This is a genomic window from Haemophilus seminalis, assembly GCF_006384255.1.
Classification (GTDB): Bacteria; Pseudomonadota; Gammaproteobacteria; order Enterobacterales; family Pasteurellaceae; genus Haemophilus; species Haemophilus seminalis.
Genome location: NZ_VCED01000001.1, coordinates 165,932 through 192,041, shown reverse-complemented (window position 1 = coordinate 192,041; position 26,110 = coordinate 165,932). Strand labels below are relative to the sequence as shown.

At 38.3% G+C, this 26,110-nt stretch carries 25 protein-coding genes and 1 riboswitch; of the genes, 14 read left to right on the top strand and 11 right to left on the bottom strand.

Features of this window, described 5'->3' with window-relative positions:
- Nucleotides 1-48: 48 nt before the first annotated feature.
- The gene (locus tag FE813_RS00925) at nucleotides 49-1,263 is read right to left on the bottom strand and encodes a pyridoxal phosphate-dependent aminotransferase (RefSeq protein ID WP_106014091.1); all 1,215 of its coding nucleotides are present in this window, start codon (nucleotides 1,261-1,263) and stop codon (nucleotides 49-51) included.
- 156 nt (nucleotides 1,264-1,419) lie between these two features.
- Here FE813_RS00925 and FE813_RS00915 point away from each other — a divergent pair, with 156 nt between their 5' ends.
- The 4 genes from FE813_RS00915 to FE813_RS00900 are packed head-to-tail and all read left to right on the top strand — an operon-like array spanning nucleotide 1,420 to nucleotide 6,587.
- A complete protein-coding gene (locus FE813_RS00915) occupies nucleotides 1,420-2,724 on the top strand; it encodes an isochorismate synthase (protein ID WP_180978650.1) in 1,305 nt (434 codons plus the stop codon).
- A complete protein-coding gene (gene menD, locus FE813_RS00910; protein WP_139989114.1) occupies nucleotides 2,705-4,411 on the top strand; it encodes a 2-succinyl-5-enolpyruvyl-6-hydroxy-3-cyclohexene-1-carboxylic-acid synthase in 1,707 nt (568 codons plus the stop codon). Before FE813_RS00915 ends, menD begins: the two co-directional genes overlap by 20 nt.
- A gap of 60 nt (nucleotides 4,412-4,471) precedes the next feature.
- On the top strand, nucleotides 4,472-5,215 hold the full coding sequence (gene menH / locus FE813_RS00905; RefSeq protein WP_139989113.1) for a 2-succinyl-6-hydroxy-2,4-cyclohexadiene-1-carboxylate synthase: 744 nt from the start codon (nucleotides 4,472-4,474) through the stop codon (nucleotides 5,213-5,215).
- 55 nt (nucleotides 5,216-5,270) lie between these two features.
- A complete protein-coding gene (locus tag FE813_RS00900; protein ID WP_139989112.1) occupies nucleotides 5,271-6,587 on the top strand; it encodes an MFS transporter in 1,317 nt (438 codons plus the stop codon).
- 71 nt (nucleotides 6,588-6,658) lie between these two features.
- Here FE813_RS00900 and hpf read toward each other — a convergent pair whose 3' ends face one another.
- The 6 genes from hpf to FE813_RS00870 all read right to left on the bottom strand — a co-directional run bounded on the left by hpf (nucleotide 6,659) and on the right by FE813_RS00870 (nucleotide 12,466).
- Nucleotides 6,659-6,982 (bottom strand): ribosome hibernation-promoting factor, HPF/YfiA family, encoded by a 324-nt coding sequence (gene hpf, locus FE813_RS00895; RefSeq protein ID WP_139989111.1) that lies wholly within the window; start codon nucleotides 6,980-6,982, stop codon nucleotides 6,659-6,661.
- A gap of 233 nt (nucleotides 6,983-7,215) precedes the next feature.
- The gene (locus FE813_RS00890) at nucleotides 7,216-8,586 is read right to left on the bottom strand and encodes an alanine/glycine:cation symporter family protein (protein ID WP_139989110.1); all 1,371 of its coding nucleotides are present in this window, start codon (nucleotides 8,584-8,586) and stop codon (nucleotides 7,216-7,218) included.
- 111 nt (nucleotides 8,587-8,697) lie between these two features.
- Nucleotides 8,698-8,808, bottom strand: a riboswitch (glycine riboswitch).
- A 190-nt stretch (nucleotides 8,809-8,998) separates the two neighbouring features.
- Complete coding sequence (locus FE813_RS00885; protein WP_139989109.1) at nucleotides 8,999-9,820, bottom strand: metal ABC transporter permease; 822 nt, start codon at nucleotides 9,818-9,820, stop codon at nucleotides 8,999-9,001.
- Nucleotides 9,813-10,661 (bottom strand): metal ABC transporter permease, encoded by an 849-nt coding sequence (locus FE813_RS00880; RefSeq protein ID WP_139989108.1) that lies wholly within the window; start codon nucleotides 10,659-10,661, stop codon nucleotides 9,813-9,815. Before FE813_RS00880 ends, FE813_RS00885 begins: the two co-directional genes overlap by 8 nt.
- Before the next feature lie 3 nt (nucleotides 10,662-10,664).
- A complete protein-coding gene (locus FE813_RS00875) occupies nucleotides 10,665-11,585 on the bottom strand; it encodes an ATP-binding cassette domain-containing protein (RefSeq protein WP_005637461.1) in 921 nt (306 codons plus the stop codon).
- Nucleotides 11,585-12,466 carry a metal ABC transporter substrate-binding protein gene (locus FE813_RS00870; RefSeq protein WP_139989107.1) on the bottom strand — a complete coding sequence of 294 codons (882 nt, stop codon included), beginning with the start codon at nucleotides 12,464-12,466 and terminating at the stop codon, nucleotides 11,585-11,587. Before FE813_RS00870 ends, FE813_RS00875 begins: the two co-directional genes overlap by 1 nt.
- A gap of 356 nt (nucleotides 12,467-12,822) precedes the next feature.
- Between FE813_RS00870 and FE813_RS00865 the strand changes: the two genes are divergently transcribed.
- Nucleotides 12,823-13,269 (top strand): hypothetical protein, encoded by a 447-nt coding sequence (locus FE813_RS00865; protein WP_139989106.1) that lies wholly within the window; start codon nucleotides 12,823-12,825, stop codon nucleotides 13,267-13,269.
- Between the two features lie 110 nt (nucleotides 13,270-13,379).
- On the opposite strand, the gene FE813_RS00860 is transcribed toward FE813_RS00865, so the two are convergent.
- On the bottom strand, nucleotides 13,380-14,258 hold the full coding sequence (locus FE813_RS00860) for a D-alanyl-D-alanine carboxypeptidase family protein (RefSeq protein WP_139989105.1): 879 nt from the start codon (nucleotides 14,256-14,258) through the stop codon (nucleotides 13,380-13,382).
- A 246-nt stretch (nucleotides 14,259-14,504) separates the two neighbouring features.
- Between FE813_RS00860 and rlmN the strand changes: the two genes are divergently transcribed.
- From rlmN to FE813_RS00830, 6 genes are all read left to right on the top strand, one after another.
- Entirely contained in the window at nucleotides 14,505-15,656 is a 1,152-nt protein-coding gene (gene rlmN / locus FE813_RS00855; RefSeq protein ID WP_180978649.1) for a dual-specificity RNA methyltransferase RlmN, read from the top strand.
- 100 nt (nucleotides 15,657-15,756) lie between these two features.
- Entirely contained in the window at nucleotides 15,757-16,299 is a 543-nt protein-coding gene (gene pilW, locus FE813_RS00850; RefSeq protein WP_139989103.1) for a type IV pilus biogenesis/stability protein PilW, read from the top strand.
- Between the two features lie 70 nt (nucleotides 16,300-16,369).
- Nucleotides 16,370-17,281, top strand: coding sequence for a RodZ domain-containing protein (locus tag FE813_RS00845; RefSeq protein ID WP_139989102.1), 912 nt, complete (start codon nucleotides 16,370-16,372; stop codon nucleotides 17,279-17,281).
- An 11-nt stretch (nucleotides 17,282-17,292) separates the two neighbouring features.
- Nucleotides 17,293-18,399: a flavodoxin-dependent (E)-4-hydroxy-3-methylbut-2-enyl-diphosphate synthase gene (gene ispG, locus FE813_RS00840; protein WP_005630108.1), complete on the top strand. Its 1,107-nt coding sequence runs from the start codon at nucleotides 17,293-17,295 to the stop codon at nucleotides 18,397-18,399.
- 9 nt (nucleotides 18,400-18,408) lie between these two features.
- Nucleotides 18,409-19,680 (top strand): histidine--tRNA ligase, encoded by a 1,272-nt coding sequence (gene hisS, locus FE813_RS00835; protein ID WP_139989101.1) that lies wholly within the window; start codon nucleotides 18,409-18,411, stop codon nucleotides 19,678-19,680.
- Nucleotides 19,681-19,697: 17 nt separating this feature from the next.
- Nucleotides 19,698-20,312, top strand: coding sequence for a YfgM family protein (locus tag FE813_RS00830; RefSeq protein WP_139989100.1), 615 nt, complete (start codon nucleotides 19,698-19,700; stop codon nucleotides 20,310-20,312).
- A 53-nt stretch (nucleotides 20,313-20,365) separates the two neighbouring features.
- Here the strand turns inward: FE813_RS00830 and FE813_RS00825 are convergent, their stop codons facing one another.
- The gene (locus FE813_RS00825; protein WP_139989099.1) at nucleotides 20,366-21,127 is read right to left on the bottom strand and encodes a class I SAM-dependent methyltransferase; all 762 of its coding nucleotides are present in this window, start codon (nucleotides 21,125-21,127) and stop codon (nucleotides 20,366-20,368) included.
- Between the two features lie 7 nt (nucleotides 21,128-21,134).
- The gene (locus FE813_RS00820; RefSeq protein ID WP_139989098.1) at nucleotides 21,135-21,551 is read right to left on the bottom strand and encodes an EamA family transporter; all 417 of its coding nucleotides are present in this window, start codon (nucleotides 21,549-21,551) and stop codon (nucleotides 21,135-21,137) included.
- A gap of 86 nt (nucleotides 21,552-21,637) precedes the next feature.
- Here FE813_RS00820 and FE813_RS00815 point away from each other — a divergent pair, with 86 nt between their 5' ends.
- From FE813_RS00815 to xseA, 3 genes are read left to right on the top strand one after another with little or no spacing between them, the layout of a single operon-like run.
- Nucleotides 21,638-21,955 (top strand): RnfH family protein, encoded by a 318-nt coding sequence (locus FE813_RS00815; protein WP_139989097.1) that lies wholly within the window; start codon nucleotides 21,638-21,640, stop codon nucleotides 21,953-21,955.
- Nucleotides 21,956-21,957: 2 nt separating this feature from the next.
- A complete protein-coding gene (locus tag FE813_RS00810) occupies nucleotides 21,958-23,172 on the top strand; it encodes a ribosomal protein uL16 3-hydroxylase (RefSeq protein ID WP_139989096.1) in 1,215 nt (404 codons plus the stop codon).
- Between the two features lies 1 nt (nucleotide 23,173).
- Entirely contained in the window at nucleotides 23,174-24,493 is a 1,320-nt protein-coding gene (gene xseA / locus FE813_RS00805) for an exodeoxyribonuclease VII large subunit (protein WP_139989095.1), read from the top strand.
- A 64-nt stretch (nucleotides 24,494-24,557) separates the two neighbouring features.
- Here xseA and FE813_RS00800 read toward each other — a convergent pair whose 3' ends face one another.
- The gene (locus FE813_RS00800) at nucleotides 24,558-25,877 is read right to left on the bottom strand and encodes an NCS2 family permease (RefSeq protein ID WP_139989094.1); all 1,320 of its coding nucleotides are present in this window, start codon (nucleotides 25,875-25,877) and stop codon (nucleotides 24,558-24,560) included.
- Between the last annotated feature and the right edge of the window lie 233 nt (nucleotides 25,878-26,110).

Sequence of the window (26,110 nt, the reverse complement as noted above, 5' to 3'; positions counted from 1 at the left end):
GGAATGATTCTAGTCCTCCCCCTTTTTAAATCCCGTTCAACCCCATTGTTACTGATGATAACTTTCCAAAAATCTTCCTAATTTTGTAATGGCTTCTTCAAGCTGATTTACATAAGGAAGAGTCACAACACGGAAGTGATCAGGTGAATGCCAATTAAATCCTTTACCGTGCACAAGTAGTACTTTTTCTTGGCGGAGTAAATCCAGTACCATTTTTTCATCACTGTGAATATTGAATTTTTTCACATCAATTTTCGGGAACATATACATCGCCCCCATAGGTTTCACGCAAGTAATACCCGGAATTTGAGTGATGAGATCATAGGCTTTATTACGTTGCTCAAGTAATCGACCGCCTGGCAAAATAAACTCATTAATACTTTGATAGCCACCAAGTGCGGTTTGAATTGCATGTTGCATTGGTACGTTAGCGCATAAACGCATTGATGCCAGCATATCCAAGCCTTCAATATAACCTTTTGCATTATGTTTTGGGCCATTTAAAATCATCCATCCTTGACGGAAGCCCGCAACTCGATAAGCTTTTGATAAACCATTTAACGTAACGGTTAATAAATCAGGAGCAAGTGCGGCAATATGATGATGTACTGCGCCATCATATAAAATTTTGTCGTAGATTTCGTCTGCGAAGATAATCAAATTATTTTGGCGAGCGATTTCTACAATTTCTTGTAATAATTCTTTGCTGTACACCGCGCCAGTTGGGTTGTTCGGGTTGATGATGACAATCGCTTTAGTCTTCGCATTCACCTTGGCTTTAATATCATCAATAGCAGGGAACCAATTTGCTTCTTCATCACAAAGGTAATGAACAGCTTTACCGCCAGAAAGTGTTACCGCAGCAGTCCAAAGGGGATAATCAGGCATCGGCACGAGTACTTCATCACCATCATTGAGTAATGCTTGCATGGCCATTGTGATAAGCTCAGATACGCCGTTACCAATATATACATCATTGACGGTCGCGCCGTGAATTCCTTTTGATTGATAATATTGAACAATGGCTTTACGAGCAGAATATAACCCCTTTGAATCACAGTAGCCTTGCGCTGACGGCAAATTACGTAATACGTCAACCAAAATTTCATCTGGTGCTTCAAAGCCGAAAGGTGCGGGATTGCCGATATTAAGTTTTAAAATTTTATTGCCTTCTTCTTCTAAGCGTAGAGCTTCTTTGTGCACCGGCCCGCGAATGTCATAACATACGTGTTCTAATTTGTCGGATTTTGGGAATAATCGCATAGTGAAATCCTTTTGTTTCTAATAAATTTTTCGAGAAAATTGCGGTTAATTTACGCTGAATTTTCAATATTGAAAAGATTTTGTAAAAAAATTTTTTGTCATTAACAATCTGCGGTAGAATACGGCTAATTTTTTGTGTATTTAAAACAAAATCTAATGAGTTATTTAGCGCAGGCAATAGGCGAGTTAAAATCGCAAATTCACGCATATTTACAGCAATCAACGAATGAACTTGTCCGTTTTCAGGTGAAACTGGACAAGGTCGATTTGTTGGCGTGGCTGAAAGGTCAATCTGCGTATCCACAATTTTATTTACATTTTCGAGATGAAGCAAAAGCATTAGCTGCTATTGGTGAAGTGCGGTCATTTTCACAGTTAAATTTAGCTCAAGAATTTATCAAAGAAAGTGGTTTTCCATTAGTCGGTGGTTTGCAATTTCAAGGTGCTGCACAATTTGTATTACCCAAAATTCTTGTTGAACAGGATGAGAAAGGTGCATTGGTATCATTTTTTGTGAAAGATGAGCAAAGTGCGAATGATACTTTAGCCCACCTCAAAACTTTTGAAAATCTCACCGCACTTTCTGCTTTGCCAAAACAGGTTCCTTTGCATACAGAGCCTAGAGCTAACGAAAGAACTTGGTGTGATTGGGTAAATCAGGCTTTGGTAGAAATTAAAAGTGGGGAACTGACAAAAATTGTATTAGCCAATGAAACTACTTTTCATTTAAAGCAAGCGATTAATGCGTACGATTTTTTAGCTGAAAGCGAACAACAAAATCAAGGTTGTTATCATTTTTTGTGGGCTGAACATCCTCATTCAGTTTTTGTCGGTTCTACGCCAGAACGCCTATTTGCTCGTGAGTATAACTTGTTGCTAACCGAAGCTTTGGCGGGGACAGCATCGGTTTCTAAAAGCGAGGAAGAAACGCAATCTCAAGCCAATTGGTTGTTAAATGACGAGAAAAATTTAAAAGAAAATTGGTTGGTCGTAGAAGATATTTCGCAGAATTTACGTAATCAAGTAGAAAGTTTTGATGTAAGCAATGTGGAATTGAAACCGTTACGTAAAGTACAACATTTGATTCGTAAAATTCGTGCAAATTTGACCGCACATTATGCAGATGTAAATATATTAAAAGCGATTCATCCTACAGCTGCGGTATCTGGTTTGCCACAGCAACAAGCCAAAATGAGTTTGTCAGAAATTGAAACCTTTGATCGAGGCTGGTATGCGGGAACATTGGGTGTGATGAGTGATGTATGTTCAGAGTTTTGTGTGGCGATTCGTTCTGCCTTTATTGAAGGTCATCGTATCCGAGTATTTGCTGGCGCTGGCATTGTGGTGGGCTCGCAGCCATTGGAAGAATGGAAAGAAATTGAACGTAAAGCAGCAGGGTTGATTTCCTTGTTTGCAGAAGAAAATGATAACGGAGAAAAAAATGTCGGTAAGCGTGTTTAATCGTTGTTGGTCGAAAGTGATTTTAGAAACCTTGGTACGCCAAGGCGTTTCTCACGTTTGTATCGCGCCAGGTTCGCGTTCGACACCTTTAACTCTTGAAGCCGTACGTTTGCAAAATGCGGGTTCAGTCACTTGTCATACGCATTTTGATGAACGTGGTTTAGGTTTTTTTGCCTTGGGTATTGCTAAGGCAACTCAATCACCTGTTGCAATTATTGTTACATCAGGCACGGCGACTGCAAACCTTTATCCCGCAATTATTGAAGCACGCCAAACTGGTGTTAATCTATTTGTTTTAACAGCTGATCGTCCACCAGAACTTTGGGAGTGCGGTGCAAATCAGGCTATTTTGCAGCAAAATATTTTTGGTCAGTATCCGGTTGCAAATGTTAATTTACCTAAACCGAACGAGGATTATTCTGCGCAATGGTTGATTTCTCTACTTGAACAGGCTGCCTTTCAACAAAAACAACAGGGTGGCGTTGTTCATATTAATGTGCCATTTGCCGAGCCTCTTTATGATGCAACTGATGAGGCTGTAGATTCTCACCCTTGGTTGCAGCCGTTACAACGCTGGTTAATTCAAACTAAGCCTTGGATGAATGTGGAAGCTCAACAGAACGAAGTATTAATGCATGAAAACTGGGATCATTGGCGTACCAAACGTGGTGTCGTTGTGGTTGGTCAATTACCTGCTGAACAAGCGATGGGCATTAACTCTTGGGCAAGTGCTATGGGCTGGGTATTACTGACGGATATTCAATCCGGTGTTGTTCCAACGACGCCTTATGAAGATATTTGGCTCGCAAATCAAACTGTTCGTGAAAAACTTCTGCAAGCTGATATTGTGATTCAATTTGGTGCACGCTTTATTAGTAAACGAATTAATCAATTCTTACAGGCGTTTAAAGGTGAATTTTGGTTGGTTGAACAAAGCGGTAAAGCATTAGATCCTTATCATCATTCGCTTACCAGATTTAATGCAAAAGCACATCATTGGTTGCGTGCGCATCCTCCTTTACGCCAAAAGCCTTGGTTGCTTGAGCCCTTAGCTTTATCTAAGTTCTGTGCGACCTTTATTGAACAGCAAGTAGGCGGAAATTTAACGGAAGCCTCGCTTGCATTACGTTTACCAACACTTTTACCTTATAACGGTGTTTTATTTTTAGGCAATAGTTTACTTGTTCGTCTGGTTGATGCGCTAACGCAATTACCAGAAAGCTATCCTGTTTATACCAATCGTGGTGCGAGTGGAATTGATGGTTTGTTGGCTACGGCAGCTGGAATTGGTATCGGTTCAAATAAACCTGTTGTTGCAGTGATTGGCGATACGTCCACTTTATATGATTTGAATTCTTTCGCATTATTCAAAAATGTTACGCAACCAACGGTAATCTTTGTGATCAATAATAATGGCGGCGCGATTTTTGATATGTTACCTGTTGATGAACAAGTCAAAGATCAGTTTTATCGATTACCGCATAATGGTGATTTTTCTCAAATTGCCGCAATGTTTGATCTTAAATATGCTCATCCTTATACTTGGGCTGATCTCAATTCTGTTGTTAAACAGGCTTATAGTCGTCGCAAGGCAACGTTAATTGAAATTAAAACGAATCCGAGTGATGGTAGCAGTTTGTATAAACGCTTAATCGAGCAAATTAGCCACGCAGTGATTGGTGCTTAAGTATGTTGTAGGCGGGCTTTAGTCCGCCATATTTTATTATTTCTATCAATAATCCCTTCAATGATAAACATCATTTTTCTTCACGGACTTCTTGGTACAAAAAACGATTGGCAAAAAGTCATTGAAAATCTACCGCACTTTAATTGTATTGCGCTAGATTTGCCTTTTCACGGGCAAGCTAAAGATATTGAAGTCACAAATTTTGAAGAGACAGCGAAGTATTTGGCTCAGCAAATTAAAAGTGCGGTGAAAAATGAGCCGTATTTTCTTGTTGGGTATTCTCTAGGTGGAAGGATCGCTTTGTATTATGCCCTGCAAGCTCAGGTGGAAAGATCTAATTTGCAAGGCGTTATTTTAGAAGGAGCTAATCTAGGTTTAAAAACTGACAAAGAAAAGCAGGCTCGGTTTCAGCAAGATTTTGCTTGGGCGCAACGTTTTATACAAGAACCACCAGAAAATGTATTAAATGATTGGTATCAACAGCCCGTATTTTCTCATTTGACTGCAGAAGAAAGACAGCAGTTAGTTGAAAAACGAAAATCAAATTGTGGTGAAAATATTGGCAGGATGTTGCTGGCGACAAGTCTATCTAAACAATCTGATTTTAGTGAAAAAGTGCGGTTAAGTTCTTTGCCATTTTTTTATTTTTGTGGCGAACGAGATCATAAATTTCAAACTATTGCCAAAGAAAATCAAATTGATTTAGTAACTATTCCTTCCGCTGGGCATAATTCACATTTAGAAAATTCAAAATATTTCTCTAAAAAAATAGAAAATTTTGTATTAAAAATTGCTAGGCCTTAGTTAAAGTGCTAGGATTCAATCCTTTCTCTTTATAATAAACTACTAAGGAAACACAATGTCTACACAACTTCGTAATAATCCGATGAAAGTGGCGTTAGCCTCGATGGTCGGTACGGCAATCGAATTCTTTGATTATTATATCTATGCGGCTGCCGCTGTATTAGTTTTCAATACGCAATTCTTCCATAGCGATGATCCGCTTTCTAATGATTTACTTTCCCTTTCTACGCTTGCTTTAGCATTTTTTGCTCGTCCAATTGGTTCCGCATTATTTGGTCACTTTGGCGATAAAATCGGTCGTAAAAAAACCTTAGTTACCTCCCTTGTTTTAATGGGTGGTTCAACAGTAGTAATTGGCTTACTTCCTAACTATGCTCAAATCGGTATCTGGGCACCGATTTTGCTTTGCGTATGCCGTGTTGGTCAAGGAATTGGACTCGGTGGTGAATGGGGAGGTGCAGCTTTAGTCGCCACAGAAAATGCGCCGGAAGGCAAACGAGCTTGGTACGGTACTTTCCCTCAATTAGGTGCGCCAATTGGCTTATTTGTAGCGAATGCAACATTCTTCTTAGTTAGCTATTTTCTCGGGCAAGATGCTCTTGTGGAATGGGCATGGCGTATTCCGTTTGTATCTTCCGTTTTATTAGTTGCGGTTGGCTTATATGTTCGCTTAACTTTGCATGAAAGCCATGTATTTGTGGAAGCGGAGCAAAAAGGGAAAAAATTGAATGCACCAGTGAGTGTTGTTTTTACTAAACACTTAAAACCAATGATTATTGGCACATTTATCATGGTTGCAACTTATTCTCTATTTTACATTATGACGGCTTTTGCTCAGGCATATTCTCGAACAGCACCAAAGATTTCTGAAGCAGGTTATGCACTTGGCCTAGGTATACCAGCAAATACCTTTACTGGCTTGTTATTAATTAGTGCTATTGTATTTGGTATTTTTATCAGTATTTCTGGTGTTTATGCCGATAAAATCGGTCGCCGTAAATGGTTGATTTGGGTGACTGTTGCTGTTGGTGTGCTCGGTTTAACAATGCCATTCTTCTTAGAAAATGGTACTCCAATGAGTGTATTTGCATTTTTAGTAATTGGTATGGCAATCATGGGAATGACATTTGGTCCAATGGCTGCGCTATTACCAGAATTATTCCCAACAGAAGTGCGTTATTCTGGTGCATCTCTTGCTTATAATTTAGCATCAATTATTGGTGCAACGATTGCAGCGATGATTTCTTTAAAAATTAATGCATCATTTGGTGTGATGGGCGTAGGTATTTATTTAGCAATCAATGCCCTCATGACGCTATTGGCATTATTAGCATCAAAAGAAACCAAAAATGTAGATTTAACACAAATCTAATCCTAGTAAGAAAAAAGAGCGGTGAAATTTCACCGCTCTTTTGCTTTTCTTTCTTTAGTTTATTTTCAATATTAACTTTCAAACGAATCTTTTAAGCGTTCATCTGCTCGGCGAGATTCACTTTTATGTTGAAATTTATTAAGCTGGCGCTCCAATTTTTCCTCAACTTCATTAATTGCTTTATACATATCATCTGAGGTTGCACTTGCCAATAAATTGCCTAGTGGCGTGCCAATAGATGCTTCTACAGTAAATCCATTCGGTACTTTGTTTAAAACAAAATGGGGGGTAATTAACTGTGTTTGCCATTTACCTAATTTCGCGAGTCTTTCCTCCACGTGTTCACGAATAGCAGGGGTGATTTCCATTTGTTTGCTGGTGATATTAAGTGTCATAGCATTTACCTCTTTGTTGCGTGATTTACAGTTTTCCTTAACTACAAAATAGCCTTCTTAATTCAGGTTTTCAAGGGCTTTAAGAGGAAATGTCAAAGTAATTTTTAAAAATATGATCTATGTCTAATTTCTGAAAAAAGCTGCTTTTCTTTCTAAGATAAGTTGTTAAGATGAAAAATTGTGATAAGAAAAAGGTGTGGATATTGACTGTATCTACACCTTTTTTCATTTGATTATTCTACGATTTCATCTTGATCGTGATGATTTATTTTCAATCGTTGGAAATAATCTTTTGTTTCTTCAATCACAACTTTTCGCAATCCAATGAGTGCGATGAGATTTGGAAAGGCCATTAAACCATTTACGATATCGGCGATAATCCATATTAAATTTAAGTGTAAGAATGAGCCTAACCCTACCAACACAATATAAATTAAACGATATAGTTTTACACCACGAATACCAACGAGATAAACAAAGCAACGTTCACCATAGTAACACCAGCCTAAAATTGTTGTGAATGCAAAAAATAATAAACCGACGGTTACAATCGTTGCACCAATTGATGTCCCTAAACCTTGTGAAAAGGCGTAGTTTGTTACTGTTGCACCCGCTAACTCAGGGTTATTCCAAGCGCCTGTTAACACTAATACAATACCTGTCATTGTACAAACGATGATGGTATCCAAGAATGTTCCTGTCATGGAAATTAAGCCTTGGCGAACAGGTTCACGAGTTTGTGCCGCTGCGGCTGCAATTGGTGCGCTTCCTAAACCTGATTCATTGGAGAAAATACCTCGAGCGACGCCTGATTGAATAGCCTTCATTACGGTAAAGCCAACAGCCCCGCCTAACGCAGCTTGCGGATCAAAAGCACTATAAATAATTAATGAGATCGCATCTGGTACTTTTTCTATATTTAAAAGGATAATAACCAGTGAAGTTGTAACGTATAAAATCGCCATAAACGGCACAATTACCGATGATGCGGTTGCGATACGTTTTACACCACCAAGAATGATTAAACCGACTAAAAGCGTTACAATAATTGCGGTAACTAAAACAGGAATATTAAAAGTATCTTGCATTGCATGGGTAATCGCATTGACCTGTGGGAATGTACCGATCCCGAAAAAGGCCACCATTACACCAAATAATGCAAATAATTTTGCTAGCCACTTGATACCTAGACCGCGTTCAATGTAATACATTGGACCGCCAGCCATAAAGCCATTTTTATCGCGAACACGGTATTTGACCGCGAGTAAACATTCGGCATATTTTGTTGCCATTCCTAACAAGGCGACTAGCCACATCCAAAAAATAGCGCCAGGCCCACCTGCTTGTACAGCAGTTGCAACGCCCACAATATTCCCAGTTCCGATCGTTGCTGCTAATGCGGTACAAAGTGCGGCAAAAGATGATACATCCCCTTTTCCACCTTTATCTTTTTTAAATAAATAACCTAGCGCTCGTGGTAAATAGCGAATTTGAATAAAGCCTAAACGTAGCGTTAAATAGAGCCCGGTTCCCGATAAGAGTATGAGTAGCGGTGCGCCCCAAATAAAGCTATCAATAGCTGAAAGAATTGACTCAATTGTCATGTGATTCCTCGTCGTTTAAATCAAAAATAAACACGACAAGAAGACGAAAAGATACAATGGAAAAGAAAGTGCGGTGAAAAGATAGATAATTTCCACACTTACGATAGATTGTCTTTTGCCCCTGTCCTTTTGCCTGAGCGTTTGAAAAACGATTGAAAAATTAACCGCTCTTTTGCGCCTTCGGCGTCCATTTCTAAAATGGATCTCTCCAAGGGTTCGTCCAGTAACAGTCCCTGCCATCGCACCTGAAAGATTTTACATCGTCGGTGTGGGGTCAATTCCCCACTCTCCAGCTACCTTCATCCGAACTCACTTTTCATCCCTATATAAGAGATAAAAAGCGTATGAATTCTAACAAAATAAGAAATAAATTTCAAAAATCATTTTGAATAATAAGTTAAGTAATAAAAACTTAGTACGTTTTTTGCTTTATGCGACTCAAAAATAATGCTCCTATGAAAAATATCGCTTGTAATAAAATAATACAAGCACCAGTTGACGCATCAAAATGATAGCTCAATATTACACCAATTAGGCTTGATGTAATGGAACTGACAATAGCAATCCATAACATTTTATCAAAAGATTTTGTGAGCGTAAGTGCGGTAATTCCTGGTGCAATTAACATTGCCACCACCAAAATAACACCTACCACTTGCATCGTGCTTACAATGGTTAAAGCAAGCAACATTAATAAGCCATAATGTAAAATTTTAGGAGAAAGCCCTGCAACACGGGCGTGACTTGGGTCAAAACAATAAAGCAAAAAGTCTTTACGTTTAAAGACAATCATACAAAAAATTATCGCAGAAATGACCGCACTTTGAATAAGTTCTTGATGACTTACGCCCAATACATTACCAAACAAAATATGCGTTAAATGCTGTTCTGTTTGAATTTTGGTGAACATAACAAGACCAATAGCAAACATTCCAGAAAATACAATGCCCATTGCTGTATCTTCTTTTATACGACTATTTTCTTTTAAATATCCCACACCAAGCGAGCAAAAAATGCCTGAGAAAAATGCCCCAATCGCTAAAGGAATTCCTGCCAAATAAGCGAGTACAATACCAGGCAATACCGCATGGGAAATCGCATCGCCCATTAATGACCAACCTTTCAAGACTAAATAACAAGAAAGCAACGCACAAATAATTGAAACAATCAATGCGGTCAACAAGGCATTTTGCATAAACTCAAATTGTAGCGGTTCTAAAAGCCAATCAAACATTTTCTACCGCCTTTTTATTACGAGTTAATAAGCCATATTTGGGTGAAAATAAGAAAGCGGCCAAGAATAATAATGTTTGCAATGTCACAATCACACCGCCAGTGGCACCATCTAAATAATAGCTAATATAAACACCAACAAAACTTGTCACCGCCCCTAAAAGAATGGCGATAATTGACAAGGTTTTGAATTTATCCGTCAGTAAATATGCCGTCGCACCTGGGGTAATCACCATCGCAATCACTAAAATAGCGCCTACCGTTTGCAATGCAGCTACCACACAAGCACTCAATAATGTAAAAAATAAAATTTTATAAAATAATGGTGAAAGCCCTACCGTTCTTGCTTGTGTTTCATCGAAAAAGATCAGTAATAAGTCTTTCCAAAATAATAAAAGCAATACTAAACAAACACCGATGATAATTGCCACTTGGTAAATATCTTCATCAGCAATGCCTAAAATATTGCCTAAAATGATGCTTTGCACATTTACTGCGGTTGGATTTAAAGAAATGATCAATAGACCTAATGCAAAGAAAGTACTAAAAATAAACCCGATAACGGCATCTTCTTTCAGTTTAGAAATGGATTTAATCCAAAGAATGGAAAGTGCGGCTAAAATCCCGGCAAAAAATGCACCAAGTGCATAAGGCAAAGAAAAGGCATAGGCTATCGCGACACCAGGCACAACAGAATGAGAAAGTGCATCGCCAATCAAAGACCAGCCTTTAAGCATTAAATATGAAGACAAAAAAGCACAAATCCCACCAACTGCCGTACTCAAGATCATCGCCTTGAGCATATAATCATAGGAAAAGGGTTCTAATAATAATGCTAACATGCCCTAATCCTTCTCTTTTTTGACCGCACTTTTACAAGGACAGTCTTCAAAATGGCAATCCTGTGTTGTTGGCGCTGGAGGATCCTGCTTAGTTTCGCCATAGAATACAACGGCTTTTTCATCATCCGTTAAGACAGTAACCGCACGTTTATCTTCATCGTTATGTAAATCTTCGCCCAATAATTTAATATGGCGTAATACCCCACCAAACACAATTTCCAAATTATGTTGGTTAAAGGTGTCTTCCGTTTTCCCTGCGGCAATCACCGTACGATTAATCATCACTACTTGATCACAGAAATCTGGGACAGAACCTAAGTTATGGGTTGAAACAAGAATAAGATGACCTTCTTCTCGAAGCTGTTGAAGAAGATCAACAATGGCATTTTCAGTTTTCACATCAACGCCAGTGAAAGGTTCATCCAATAAAATAATTGGACTTTGTTGTGCTAAAGCGCGGGCCAAAAACACACGTTTTTTCTGCCCGCCAGATAACTCACCAATTTGACGATGCGCGAGATGCTCAATATTCACTCGCTGCATCGCCTCTTGAACTTTTTGTTTATCAATCGCCTTGGGGATACGAAGGAAATTCATATACCCATAACGCCCCATCATAACGACATCATACACTGACACAGGAAATTGCCAGTCCACTTCTTCAGATTGTGGAACATAAGCAACCAAATTACGTTTCAGTGCTTGGGAAATTGGCAAATCACAAAGTTTGATTTCACCTTGTTGTGGCTTCACAAGCCCCATTATGCTTTTAAATAACGTGGATTTACCACTGCCATTCACACCCACTAATGCACAAATAGTTCCACTGTTTAATGAGAACGTCATATTGTGAATAGCCGTGTGGCCATTGTTGTAACGAACAGTTACATCATTAACCCAAATTGATGTCGAGAAAGAGTCCATTATTTTCCGAATCCTTTAACAATGGTTGATACAGTGACGTTAAGCAAATCAATATAAGTTGGCACAGGGCCGTTTTTCGCAGAAAGTGAATCAACGTACAACACGCCACCGTATTTTGCGCCACTTTCTTTCGCTACTTGTTGTGCTGGTTTTGCTGAAATTGTACTTTCACTAAACACAACAGGAATATTGTTTTTACGAACTAAATCAATCACTTTACGCACTTGTTGTGGTGTGCCTTGTTGTTCAGCATTGATTGGCCATAAATAACCTTCTTTTAAGTTGTAATCTTTTGCCAAATAACTGAAAGCACCTTCACTTGTCACAAGCCAGCGTTGCGCTTCTGGAATCTGTGCTAATTTTGCACGAAGTGGTTCATCAAGTTGTTTGATTTTTTGAGCGTAGTCAGCGGCATTTTTTTCATACACTGCTGCATTTTGTGGATCGTATTTCACCAATGCATTTTTAATATTTTCAATATAAATTAATGCATTAGATGGCGACATCCACGCATGTGGGTTAGGCGCATCTTTATACGGACCTTCATAAATAGACAATGGTTGAATACCTTCCGTCACCACTACTGCTGGTTTGTCTTTAATATTTTGGAAGAAACGTTCAAACCAACGTTCCAAATTTAAGCCGTTCCATAGAATTAAATCAGCAGACTGTGCTTTCACAATGTCTTTTGGAGTAGGTTCATATTCATGAATTTCAGCACCTGGTTTAGTGATAGATTCCACTGTAGCTGCATTACCCGCTACATTTTGAGCAATATCTTGAATCACGGTAAAGGTGGTGACAACTTTAAATTTTGCGTTAGCTTGCATTGCAAATAAACCAAGTGCAAGTGCGGTCATAATTTTGAATGAATTTCGCATAATATGTCCTTATAAAAAAGTATAGAGATTGGATGCCTGAATAATCGCTCAACTGCTCAACAATTATTCATCATGGACAATAATACTATTTTTATTACGTCTTTCAAATGAAAATAATTATCAAACGTTAATTTTTTTTGATTTTTGAAAGCATAACAAAAAGTGAGATAGATTTTCCCTATGTTTTTAAGTGTTATATCATCGTGATAAGCTAAGTTTTCAAAAGGTTTTGCATTTATTATTAATTTGGCTATTCCTATAAAAGTACAAATATTTTTCTATCTCTAGAATGACTTTTTCTAAAATTAAGTCTAGAATGCAACGCCTATTATAAATTCATCTTTTGAGGATAATACATGAAAAAAGCATTTTGGTTAGTATTAAGTTCAGCAATAGTCTTAACTGCCTGTGATGATAAGCCTAAAATGACAGAGCAAACTAAAACAACTGATCAAGCGAAAGTGACTGCAGAACAACCTGCTCAAAAACCAGTATCAATAAACTACAAACAGATTGCACTAGATAAATCTAAACAAGCAAGAGATGCGTCTGCATTAGCGAAAGATAAATCGTTACAAGCTAAAGAAGCTGTAAAAATAGCAATGCAGAAGCAGGAAGAAGCACAAATTATCTTAAAACAAGGAGGTAAAGATGCAGAAAAACTTTCTAAACAAAAGATGGACGAATCCAATTCAGCTGCAGATTTGGCTCTAAAATTGTCAGAAGAATCAGAAGCAGCTTCAACGCTTTCAAGTCAGCTTTCTAAAGAGGCTGAAGAAGCTGCCAATAAGGCTAATCAATAAGCTCAAGCTTGGAAATAGCGCAAGATTTATTCTTCTCATTGCTATTTAAATCAAGCAAAAAACGCGAGATAAAACAAACTGTTATCTCGCGTTTTTTATGTTTATGAACATTATTTTGATAATTTCTGAATTAGCGTATTAAATCCCACTTCATCGTAACCATCTTCATATTGGGCTTCTCCTGCTACATCACGAATTGTTCTTCCATTTAATGCCGTGCAGCCAAATTTCTCTAATTTACTTTTAGTAAAACTAGAACGATACGCAGAGGAAGCGTTATTTAAACTAATTACGCCAATAGTTGCATTTTTGCATAGGTGTTTATTAATGAAAACGAGATTATAACCAGATTCTCGAATGTAGCCTGTTTTATTCACTGCCGCATCAAAGATTTCATCACGCACTAACTTATTAGTATTTTTAATATAAAGTTTGTGTTTCCCTGCTTGGATATAAGTTGCACTAAGATTAGATAAACGTTTAATGTCTGATTTATTCAAGGAATGTTTAGCAAGTTTAACTAAATCCATAGGACTAGAGATATTGCTACTCGATAAACCAGAACTATCATGAAAACGAGTAGAATACATACCAAGTTGATGGGCTTTTTCGTTCATTTTATTAATAAATTGTATTCTGCTCATTCCTGCAGCACGAGAAAGCGCGTGGGCGGCATAGTTATCAGAATGCACAAGCATTGCTTTCAATAATTCGTTACAAGAGATAGGAATATTTTTAGGTAATTTTGTTCCTGTACCTTTAATTCGATCCGTATCCTCTTTTGTGATTGCGATTCGACAATTAGGATTTTTATTATTCTCTAAAAATACATTAGCCGTCATTAATTTCGTTACAGAAGCAATGGGCTGAACGCTATCAGGCGCACGGCTTTCCAACACTCGATTATGCGTAAAATCATACACAACATAAGACTGTGCCACCGCAAAAGAAGGACACAAAGATAAAATAAATAAAGCTTTCTTAAACATTATTGGTCACCTTAGAAAATAGGCTTACATTTTACCGCACTTTTTACGCTGTAATTGGAAATATTTGCGATCTAGATCGCAAAAAAGTGCGGTGATATTTTCCATCGTTTTTCAATTCCGCTAGATTATACGGTGACAAATCTGTACAATCGCCGTTCATTTTTTAATTGCGAATTTTTCGTTGTGAGTTTTTGATAAAAACACCAGCACAACGCTATCGCCACAATGTGTAATAACGAGGCTAAAATGTCAGAATTATTGTCTGTGCAATCAGATGCACCAGCTAAAAAAATTAATCTAATGGATTTAACGCGCCAACAAATGCGCGAATTTTTTAAAGAACTCGGCGAAAAACCATTCCGAGCAGATCAATTAGTTAAATGGATTTATCATTTTGGCGAAGATAACTTCGACAATATGACAAACATTAATAAGAAATTACGAGAAAAGCTCAAGGCAGTTGCAGAAATTAAAGCCCCAGAAGTTGCCGTTGAACAGCGTTCAGCCGATGGCACGATAAAATGGGCAATGCAAGTCGGCGAGCAGCAAGTTGAAACCGTGTATATCCCCGAAGCAGATCGCGCGACGCTTTGTGTATCTTCCCAAGTTGGCTGCGCCTTGGCTTGTACATTCTGTTCAACAGCACAACAAGGATTTAATCGCAATTTAACGGTTTCAGAAATTATCGGCCAAGTTTGGAGAGCCTCTAAAATTATTGGCAACTTTGGGGTGACTGGCATTAGACCAATTACAAATGTGGTAATGATGGGAATGGGCGAACCCTTGTTAAATGTCGCTAACGTTGTTCCCGCAATGGAAATTATGTTAGATGATTTTGCCTACGGTTTATCAAAACGTCGTGTCACTTTATCAACTTCTGGTGTTGTGCCAGCATTGGATAATTTGAGCAAAATGATCGATGTGGCTTTGGCTATTTCATTACATGCCCCAAACGATGAATTGCGTGATGAAATTGTGCCAATCAACAAAAAATATAATATCAAAACCTTGATTGACTCAGTAAATCGTTATTTGAGTGTATCAAATGCAAACCACGGCAAAGTCACGATCGAATATGTCATGCTCGATCATGTGAATGATGGTGTAGAACATGCTCATCAACTTGCAGAAGTATTAAAAAATACACCTTGTAAAATTAATTTAATTCCGTGGAATCCGTTCCCAGAAGCACCTTATGCAAAAAGCTCGAATACGCGTATTGACCGTTTCCAAAAAACCTTAATGGAATATGGCTTTACCGTGATTATTCGTAAAACTCGTGGAGATGACATTGATGCAGCTTGCGGACAGTTAGCTGGAGATGTTATCGATCGTACTAAACGTACGGCAATGAAACGCCAATTTGGACAAAATATTGGGGTGACAGAAATTAATTAATATTCTAGGCATGTGAATTAATCAAATTCACATGCCCTATGTTTTCATACAAATTAAAACATATTAAATATTTCTTCCTGCCCTGTTAAAAGGAGAAAAAATGCAAACAATAAGTAAACAACTCAGTGCGGTTATTTTCCCTTTCATTTTTTCTGCTTGCGTTTCCCAATCAACTATTCAAGATGTCAATCAACAATCTGCAGCTAAAGCTCGCGTAGAACTTGCACTCGGTTACCTTCAACAAAATAATCCTCAACTCGCTAAAATCAACTTAGATAAAGCACTTCAACACGATAAAGATTACTATCTCGTGCATTCAGCACTTGCACATTATTATCAACAACAAGGTGAAATTGAGAACGCTCATCGTGAATATGAAATAGCGTTAAAACTCAATAATCAACAGGGAGATTTACATAATAATTTTGGCACATTTTTATGTCGTCAAAAGCAATTTGAACAAGCTCAACAGCAATTTCAATTCGCACTGAATTCACCTAATTATTATCATCAAGCAGATACATTTGAAAATATGGCTCTTTGTGCTTATTCCGCTCAAAAAATGGATATTTATCAACAAGCATTACAAAAATTGCGACAAACAGATAGTAAACGAGCGGAAAAATTTAATACCTTTAAATAAAGCATTGCCAAATCAAGCGTTGGACTTTAAAATTTAGCCTTTATTTATCGAATATTATTTAATTGAATTTATGAATCCAACAACTGAGCAAGAACTTTCACCAGGTGAGATTTTTCGTCAAGCACGTGAAAACTTAAATCTTTCTCTCGAAGACGTCGCCAAAGAAATTTCGCTGCGTCCCTCCATATTACAGCAGCTTGAAAATAACGAATTTATTCAAAAATCTACCCCTGCAATCTTTGTAAAAGGTTATGTGCGTAGTTATGCCAAGTTCTTACGTTTACCTGATTCTGTATGGGAAAATATTACATTTGCAGAGAACGATAAAAATGATCTGAGTAAAAATGCTCGTTCAACTCGTGAAGTAAATCAATATTCATCGCACTCTCGTTGGGTCGGGCGTTTATCTATTATTGTACTTATTTTAGTCCTTGGCATGACTGGACTTTGGTGGTGGCAAAGTTACCAACAAAATAACCAAGAACGTGATGACTTAGTACAAAGCTATGTTGCCTCTACCGAAAACGATCAGCCAACCACGGCTCTTGTGACAACAGAAAAAAGTAATAAAACTGCACCAGAAACAACAGCAGCAGTCTCACAACCAGTAGAAATAACAAATAATGTGTTACCAGAAATAACACAAGAAAATGTCGTTCCACAACCAAAAAACGATGAAAAATCAGTTTCAGACACTCAAAGTGCGGTAGAAAATCCATCAATTTCTCCAACAGCCCCTACTGTGAAAGGAGACTTGATTGTAGAAATCTTAAATAATACGAGCTGGCTCAGCGTAAAAGATAAAAATCGCCGAGTATTAGCACAAAAAGAGTATAAAAAAGGTGAAATATTAACTTTTAATGGAGATGAGTTTTCATTAATTGTTGGAGCACCAAGTAATGTACGTATCACCTATAAAGGCGAAAATTATCCATTAAAAGTGGATGGTCGCATTGCAAAATTCAAACTTTCACAACCTTAATAAGGAAAAAGATGTCGGCTTTTCAACCAAGCATTAAGCGTCGTGAATCGACAAAAATTTATGTAGGAAATGTACCCGTTGGTGGTGATGCACCAATTGCCGTGCAATCAATGACAAATACTCGCACCACTGATGTGGAGGCGACAGTTGCTCAAATTAAATCATTAGAACGTGTTGGTGCAGATATCGTTCGTGTATCTGTTCCAACAATGGACGCTGCAGAAGCATTTAAACAAATTAAACAACAAGTGAATGTCCCGCTCGTGGCAGATATTCATTTCGACTATCGTATCGCGCTAAAAGTCGCAGAATATGGAGTAGATTGTTTACGCATCAATCCAGGCAATATTGGTCGTGAAGATCGCATCCGTGCCGTTGTTGATTGTGCTCGTGACAAAAATATTCCGATTCGTATCGGCGTAAACGCAGGCTCTTTAGAAAAAGATCTGCAAGAAAAATACGGCGAACCAACACCAGAAGCATTATTAGAATCAGCATTACGTCATGTAGAAATTCTAGACCGTCTTAATTTCGATCAATTTAAGGTTAGTGTAAAAGCCTCTGATGTATTCCTAGCGGTAGAAGCTTATCGTTTACTTGCCAAATCTATCAAACAGCCATTGCATTTAGGGATTACTGAGGCGGGTGGCGCGCGTGCAGGTGCGGTTAAATCAGCAATAGGTTTAGGCATGTTACTTGCTGAAGGTATTGGTGACACATTACGTGTATCATTGGCCGCGGATCCTGTAGAGGAAATTAAAGTTGGTTTTGATATTTTGAAATCTTTACGAATTCGCTCTCGTGGCATTAATTTTATTGCGTGCCCAACCTGCTCTCGCCAAGAGTTTGATGTGATCGGAACGGTAAACGCACTAGAACAACGTCTTGAAGATATTATTACACCAATGGATGTATCAATTATCGGTTGCGTAGTGAATGGTCCAGGCGAAGCGCTCGTATCTGATCTCGGGGTAACCGGTGGTAACAAAAAAAGCGGTTATTATCTTAATGGCGAACGCCAAAAAGAACGCTTCGATAACGAAGATATTGTTAACCAATTAGAAGCAAAAATTCGTGCAAAAGTCGCACAACAAGATCCAAAAAACAGAATTATTTAAGGAAAGCTCGTGGCTAAAACTATTCAAGCAATTCGTGGAATGAACGATTGCTCCCCTACTGAATCTCCATTATGGCAATGGATTGAAGCGCAAGTACGCCAGGTCTTAAACAATTACGGTTATTCCGAAGTGCGTATGCCAGTTGTAGAAAGTACACCATTATTCGCTCGTGCAATCGGCGAAGTAACAGATGTTGTTTCAAAAGAAATGTACACATTTTGGGATAACGATGAACAATTAACCTTACGCCCTGAGGGCACTGCAGGTTGCGTGCGTGCCGCCATTGAACACGGTTGGATCTATAACAATGAACAACGCTTGTGGTATATGGGACCAATGTTCCGTCATGAGCGTCCGCAAAAAGGTCGTTACCGTCAATTCCATCAAGCAGGTGCTGAGGTATTTGGTATTGCGAATCCAGAAATCGATGCCGAATTAATCATGCTTACCTACCGTTTATGGAAAGCATTAGGTATCGATCAACATGTTATACTTCAACTTAACTCAATTGGTTCTTTAGAAGCACGCGCAAATTATCGTTCAGCTTTGGTTGGATTCTTAGAAAACCATCAAGATTTAATGAACGATGAAGAAAAAGATCGCTTGGTAAAAAATCCGCTTCGTATTTTGGACACAAAAAATCCAGAATTACAAAAAGTATTAGATAACGCACCAAAATTGCTTGATTATCTAGACGATGAAAGCCGTGAGCATTTTGAACAATTATGTTCATTATTAGATGCAGTGGGTATTCAATATGAAATTAATCCTAAACTCGTTCGTGGCTTAGATTATTACAACAAAACTGTATTTGAATGGGTAACCTCCGCTCTTGGCGCACAAGGTACTGTATGTGGCGGCGGTCGTTATGACGGTTTAGTGGAACAACTTGGCGGACACGCAACACCGAGCATCGGATTTGCGATGGGATTAGAACGTTTAGTATTGTTGGTGCAAGAAATTAATCCAAATGTTCCAGTGAAAAGTGCGGTGGATATTTATGTTGTTTATCAAGGTGAAGGCGCAACATTAACCGCTTTTGAATTAGCGGAAAAAGTACGCTCAGAATTACCGCACTTAAATACCATGTTGCACTGCTCTGGCGGTAATTTCAAAAAACAATTTAAACGTGCAGATAAATCTGGTGCAACATTGGCATTAGTTATCGGCGAAAGCGAAGTACAAAATAAACAAGTCGTTGTTAAACACTTGCAAGGTGGCGTAGATCAGCAAACCTTAGATTTAGTGAATATAATCGACTATATTCAAACTCAATTTTAATTTAAAAGGGGAAAAATATGGCTTATTCCATTGAAGAAGAACAAGAGATTAACCAGTTGAAAGACTGGTGGAAAGAGAATGGCAAAACAATTATTGTCGCTTTTATCTTAGGTGTTGGTGGTATGTTTGGATGGCGTTATTGGCAAGCGCACCAAGCAGAGCAAATCGCTCAAGCTTCTGCTCAATATGATGCATTAATCTATTCTGCACAACAAGATGAACAAGCTAAAAAAGCCAATATAGAACAATTTGTGCAAGCTAACAGCAAAACAGCATACGCTGTATTTGCTTTATTAGATGAAGCGAAAAAAGCGGCTGAGAAACAAGATTTTGCAGCTGCAGAAGCAAACTTAAATCAAGCATTAACCCAATCTCAAGATGAAGTATTAATATCTATTGTTGCATTACGTCTAAGTGCGGTGCAATTTCAATTGGGTCAATTAGACAATGCGTTAACTACCTTAAATCAAGTGAAGGGTGAAAGTTTTAATGCTCGTAAAGCAATTTTAACCGGCGATATCCAAGTCGCGAAAGGAGATAAAGTTGCGGCCAAAAAAAGCTTTGAGCAAGCACAACAAAGTGGTAGCCAATTAGAACAACAAATGGCTAAAATGAAATTAAACAATCTTTAAAAAATAATACCCGCATCAAAGTGCGGGTATTTCTTATCTTTTTAGCCACAAAATCACACAACCTTCCTAGCAAGGATAAAAAGCAAAACGGGGCGATGCTGTAAATCTTTAAATTCATGATGCCATTGAACCTGATCTGCTAACATAGGTTCTTCCATTTGCTCAATTTGAAAACCTACTTTAATCAAATTATTAATAATCGTTGCAGTCGTACGATGATAAGTCTTAAAAGCCTGCTTAAACCAACTCCGTTCTCTTTCTCCTTCATCTCGATAATGATTCAAACGGTAAGCAATTTGCTGTTTATTCTCATTTTTTTCCCAACGCTCCCCCGTCTTATGGCAGGTCGTGATAGGATGTTCTTGAGAAAAAACAAGTACACCATTCGCTTTCAACTTATTAAAAATTGCAGACAACAATTGAGGAAATTCTTTTATATAATGAAAAGCAAAAGAACTCGTAATTACATCAAAATTATCTTCTGGTAATTCAATAAGCTTTTCCATAGGTAATTGATAAAGAGAAAAACAATCTTTAAATTCACCGCGCTTTTCTAAATCAATTTTAGCTTGCTTTAACATATTTGCGGACAGATCGATTCCAACTACGTGTCTAGCGCCTCTTGATAAATAAAGTGCTAAATGTTCACCAGCCCCACACCCAAGATCAAGTAATTTTTTTCCTTGTAAGTCTGGCAAAAGTGAAAGCATTGTCGGTTTCTCAACAACTTCATTTAGACTAATAGGATTAGAACGAAGCTTTTGGTAAAGCTCAAAGAAATTTTCTTTATCGTAAACACTGATTTGATTTATCATATTTTTACTATAGCGCCAAAACAAGTACGCCTGATAAAATTAAAATACTACCGATAATTAATTTTAGGCTGAGTGGCTCCCCTAAAATGACAACCCCCAGAATAATTGCAATAACTACACTTAATTTATCAATCGGTGCAACCCAAGAGGCAGGAGCAAATTGGAGCGCGCGATAATAACAAAGCCAAGACAACCCAGTTGCAATACCTGATAAAATCAGAAAACTCAACGGTTTTACTGCAATATGCTGTGGCAATTGCCACTCGTTACGAGCAGATAGAATACCTGCCGTCACAAATAAAATGACAAGAGTTCGAATAAAAGTGGCAAGATTACTATTCATCCCTTCTACACCAAGCTTGCCTAAGATCGCCGTGAGCCCTGCAAAAAATGCAGAACCTATCGCAAAAAATACCCAACTCATATTCTTTCCTTATTTACCCACAGCCCCTAAAATTCGCTACACTTTTCCGCTATAATAACGGAAATTTTTTTTATGAAGAAGTAAAAATGAATCAGATTAACATTGAAATCGCTTATGCTTTGCCGGAACGTTATTATTTAAAATCTTTTCAAGTTGATGAAGGAATCACCGTGCAAACTGCGATTACGCAATCAGGGATTTTAAGCCAATTTCCAGAAATTGATTTGAGCACAAATAAAATCGGGATTTTCAGTCGTCCAATTAAATTGACTGATGTATTAAAAGAGGGCGATCGTATTGAAATTTACCGTCCATTACTTGCTGATCCGAAAGAAATTCGCCGTAAACGTGCAGCAGAGCAAGCTGCAGCAGCCAAAGACAAAGAAAAAGAAAAAGGAGCTTAAAAATGACCGCACTTTCATCTGTTGATTTTTGTTTACCTGAACATATCACACCAGAAATTTTTCTACGCGATTATTGGCAGAAAAAGCCACTTGTGATTCGTAACGGTTTGCCTGAAATTGTTGGGCAGTTTGAGCCACAAGATATTATTGAGCTCGCGCAAAATGAAGATGTTACTGCTCGTTTAGTGAAGACATTTTCTGATGATGATTGGAAAGTTTTTTTTAGCCCTTTGAGCGACAAGGATTTTCAAAAGTTACCAGAAAAATGGTCGGTGTTAGTTCAAAATTTGGAGCAATGGTCGACTGAATTAGGACAACTTTGGAACAAATTTGGCTTTATTCCTCAATGGCAACGAGACGATATTATGGTGTCTTACGCGCCGAAAGGTGGCTCTGTTGGTAAACATTATGATGAGTATGATGTATTCTTGGTGCAAGGATATGGCCATCGTCGTTGGCAATTAGGTAAATGGTGTGATCCAAGTACTGAATTTAAACCAAATCAACCAATCCGAATTTTTGATGATATGGGCGAATTGGTGATTGATGAAGTGATGAATCCGGGCGACATCCTCTATATTCCAGCCCGTATGGCACATTATGGTGTGGCTGAAGATGATTGTTTAACCTTTTCTTTTGGCTTGCGTTATCCAAATTTAAGCAATTTAATTGATGGCGTAAGTAAAGGTTTTTGTCATCAAGATCCTGATTTGAATTTAAGCGAGTTTGATTTACCACTACGTTTAAGCCAGTCTGAACAACGTACAGGTAAACTTGCTGATGAAAATATTCAAGCAATGAAACAGCTTTTATTAGATAAATTGGCTCATTCAGAAGCTTTTGATGCATTGTTTAAACAAGCCGTAGCAAGTGCGGTGAGTTCTCGTCGTTACGAGTTATTAGTCTCTGATGAAATGTGTGATCCTGATGAAGTGCGGTCAATTTTAGAAGAGGATGGGGCATTCCTTTCTCAGGACAACAATTGTAAATTGCTTTACACCGAAAATCCACTGCGAATTTATGCTAATGGCGAGTGGTTAGATGAGCTTAATGTGATTGAGACCGAAGTGTTGAAACGTTTATCTGATGGTGAAAGTTTGGACTGGGCATTTCTATCTAATTTAGTGAATGAAACCGAAGATCCTGAAACCTCAATGGATTTACTGTTGGATTCAATTTGTAACTGGGTTGATGATGGTTGGGCGTTAATTGAATAACATGTCCGACAATATTTATTCCGTCTCTCAGCTGAATTCTGCTGCGCGTCAGATGCTAGAGGGCAATTTTTCCCAAATTTGGTTAACAGGTGAAATTTCCAATTTTACGCAACCCGTGTCTGGGCATTGGTATTTAACTCTGAAAGATGAAAATGCACAGGTCCGTTGCGCGATGTTTCGTATGAAAAATTTGCGTGTAGCTTTTCGTCCGCAAAATGGAATGCAAGTGCTTGTGCGTGCCAATGTGAGTTTATATGAGCCTCGTGGTGATTATCAGCTTATTGTTGACTCCATGCATCCAGCTGGTGAAGGTTTGTTGCAACAGCAATTTGAAGCATTAAAAATGAAGTTGGCTGCGGAAGGATTGTTTGCTCAAAATCTCAAGAAAAATCTACCGCACTTTAGTAAAGCGGTTGGGATTATAACTTCTTCTACAGGTGCGGCATTGCAAGATATTTTGCATATTTTTGCACGCCGCGATCCAAGTTTAAAAGTCGTCATTTATCCCACTGCAGTACAAGGCAAAGAGGCGAGCGCAGAAATTGTGCAAATGATTGAACTTGCCAATGCACGACAAGAGGTGGATGTATTAATTGTGGGGCGTGGTGGAGGTTCATTAGAAGATCTTTGGTGTTTTAATGAAGAAGAAGTGGCGCGAGCGATTTTTCGTTCAACCTTACCCATTATTAGTGCGGTAGGTCATGAGACAGATGTGACGATTGCCGATTTTGTTGCAGATCTTCGTGCGCCGACCCCTTCTGCTGCGGCTGAGTTAGTTAGCCGTAATCAAGATGAATTATTACAACAACTCCGCCATCAACAGCAACGTTTAGATATGGCATTTGATCGCTTATTTACGCGAAAAAGCCAGCGTTTGAAACAGCTAACCTTACGATTGCAAAATCAGCATCCGCAGAATCAGTTACGTGCTCAACAAGCGAAAAATGAACAGCTTACGCATCGTTTGCAACTTGCTATGTTGCGTCAGTTTGAAAATACACAACAAAAATTCACCGCACTTTCCTCTCGTTTGAAACAAAATCCATTGCCATATCGAGTGCAACGTCACCAACAACGCTTAGAGCAGTTACAAGTGCGGTTAAATTTTTGTGTAAATCGCCAAGTGACGGAACGTCAAAATAAACTGGCAACGTTATGTGGAAAACTGGATGGCTTAAGCCCGTTGAAGGTATTGGCGAGAGGTTATTCCATTGCGGAAAATGCTCAAGGAAAAGCAATAATAAGTACTCAAGATGTGAAGAAAGGTGAATGTATTACGACGCAAGTTAAAGACGGAAGAATTATCAGTAAAGTTATATAATATTTGTCATTTACATCAATAAGCAAAGGGAGTAGCAAATGAGATACTCCCTTTTGTTATTTAATTATGACAATGCCCAACCGCCTGCATAGAATGCAACGAGTACGATTGCAATAATCACAGTACCTACATTTAAGCGTTTAATATCGCCACTCACGATTCTTCCAATCACTAATGCCGCAAAACCTAACATAATGCCTGTTACAATGTTCGCGGTAAGTACGATAAATACTGCGCAGATTAATCCGCTCATCGCGCCAACGAAATCATCGAAATCTAATTTGCTTACATTGCTTAACATTAATAAACCAACATACATTAATGCTGGAGCTGTTGCGTATCCAGGCACTAAGAAAGCTAATGGTTGGAAGAAAAGCATTAATAGGAATAACACACCAACAACGATTGCAGTAATACCTGTTTTACCGCCTGCTGCTGTTCCTGCTGCAGATTCAATATAAACGGCAGCTGGTGCTGTACCTAATAAGCCTGAGAATAAGCTACTGATTGAATCTGAAGTTAAAGATTTACCGCCATTGATAATTTGACCGTCTTTATCAAGTAAGTCTGCTTGACCTGCAACTGCACGAATAGTGCCCGTTGCATCAAATACAGCAGTCATCACCAAAGCAAATACCACAGGCAAGATTGCGGGTTGTAGTGCCCCCATAAAGTCTAATTGTAAGAAAAGAGAATTTTCACCAAAGGTTGGCATTTTGAAAATCTCTCCGCCAAATTTTACATTTGGATCAAAAATTAAACCTACGATAGTAATAGCAATGATTACCCATAAGATACCGCCTTTAATTTTCATTTTTTCAAGGCCGATAATGAGCGCCAAACCAATTAAGGACATCATGACTGGGAATGAGGTGAAATCGCCTAATTTTACTGGTAAGCCAGCTTGGTTGCTGACGACTAAACCAACGCCGTTTGCCGCAATTAAAAGTAAAAAGAGTCCGATACCAATGCCTGCTCCGTGAGCAATACTGGATGGTAAATTACGTAAGATCCATGCACGGATACCTGTGGCAGAAATTAAGGTAAACACAACCCCCATTAAGAATACTGCGCCTAGCGCAACAGGAATGGCGACCTTTTGACCAATTACTAAGCTAAATGCAGTGAAAGCTGTAAGAGAAATTGCACAACCAATTGCCATTGGTGCATTTGCCCATAAGCCGATTAAGATAGATCCTAATCCTGCGACCAAACAGGTGGCAATAAAGACAGATTCCGCAGGAAAACCTGCAGCACCTAGCATATTGGGTACCACGATTACAGAATAAACCATTGCTAAGAAAGTGGTTAAACCCGCGATGATTTCTTGACGAACAGTTGAACCACGTTGCTTGAGCTCAAATGTTTTTTCTAAAGTTGGCATAATGTTCCTTAAAGTTAAGTGAAAAATTGAAGTGAATGAGGTGCGCTATTTTACATCATAAAAATGAGAAGTAAACGTTTGCGTAAGTTTTGTTTAGGATAAAGTGCGGTCAAAATTATGAATAGTTATGAAATAATCTATTTGCTGATTTTCTCTACAAATGAGACTGCTAGTCAGCAGAAAAACTGCTATACTTGTCGCGTTTTTTAACTTGATAAAATGAAGGAAACAAA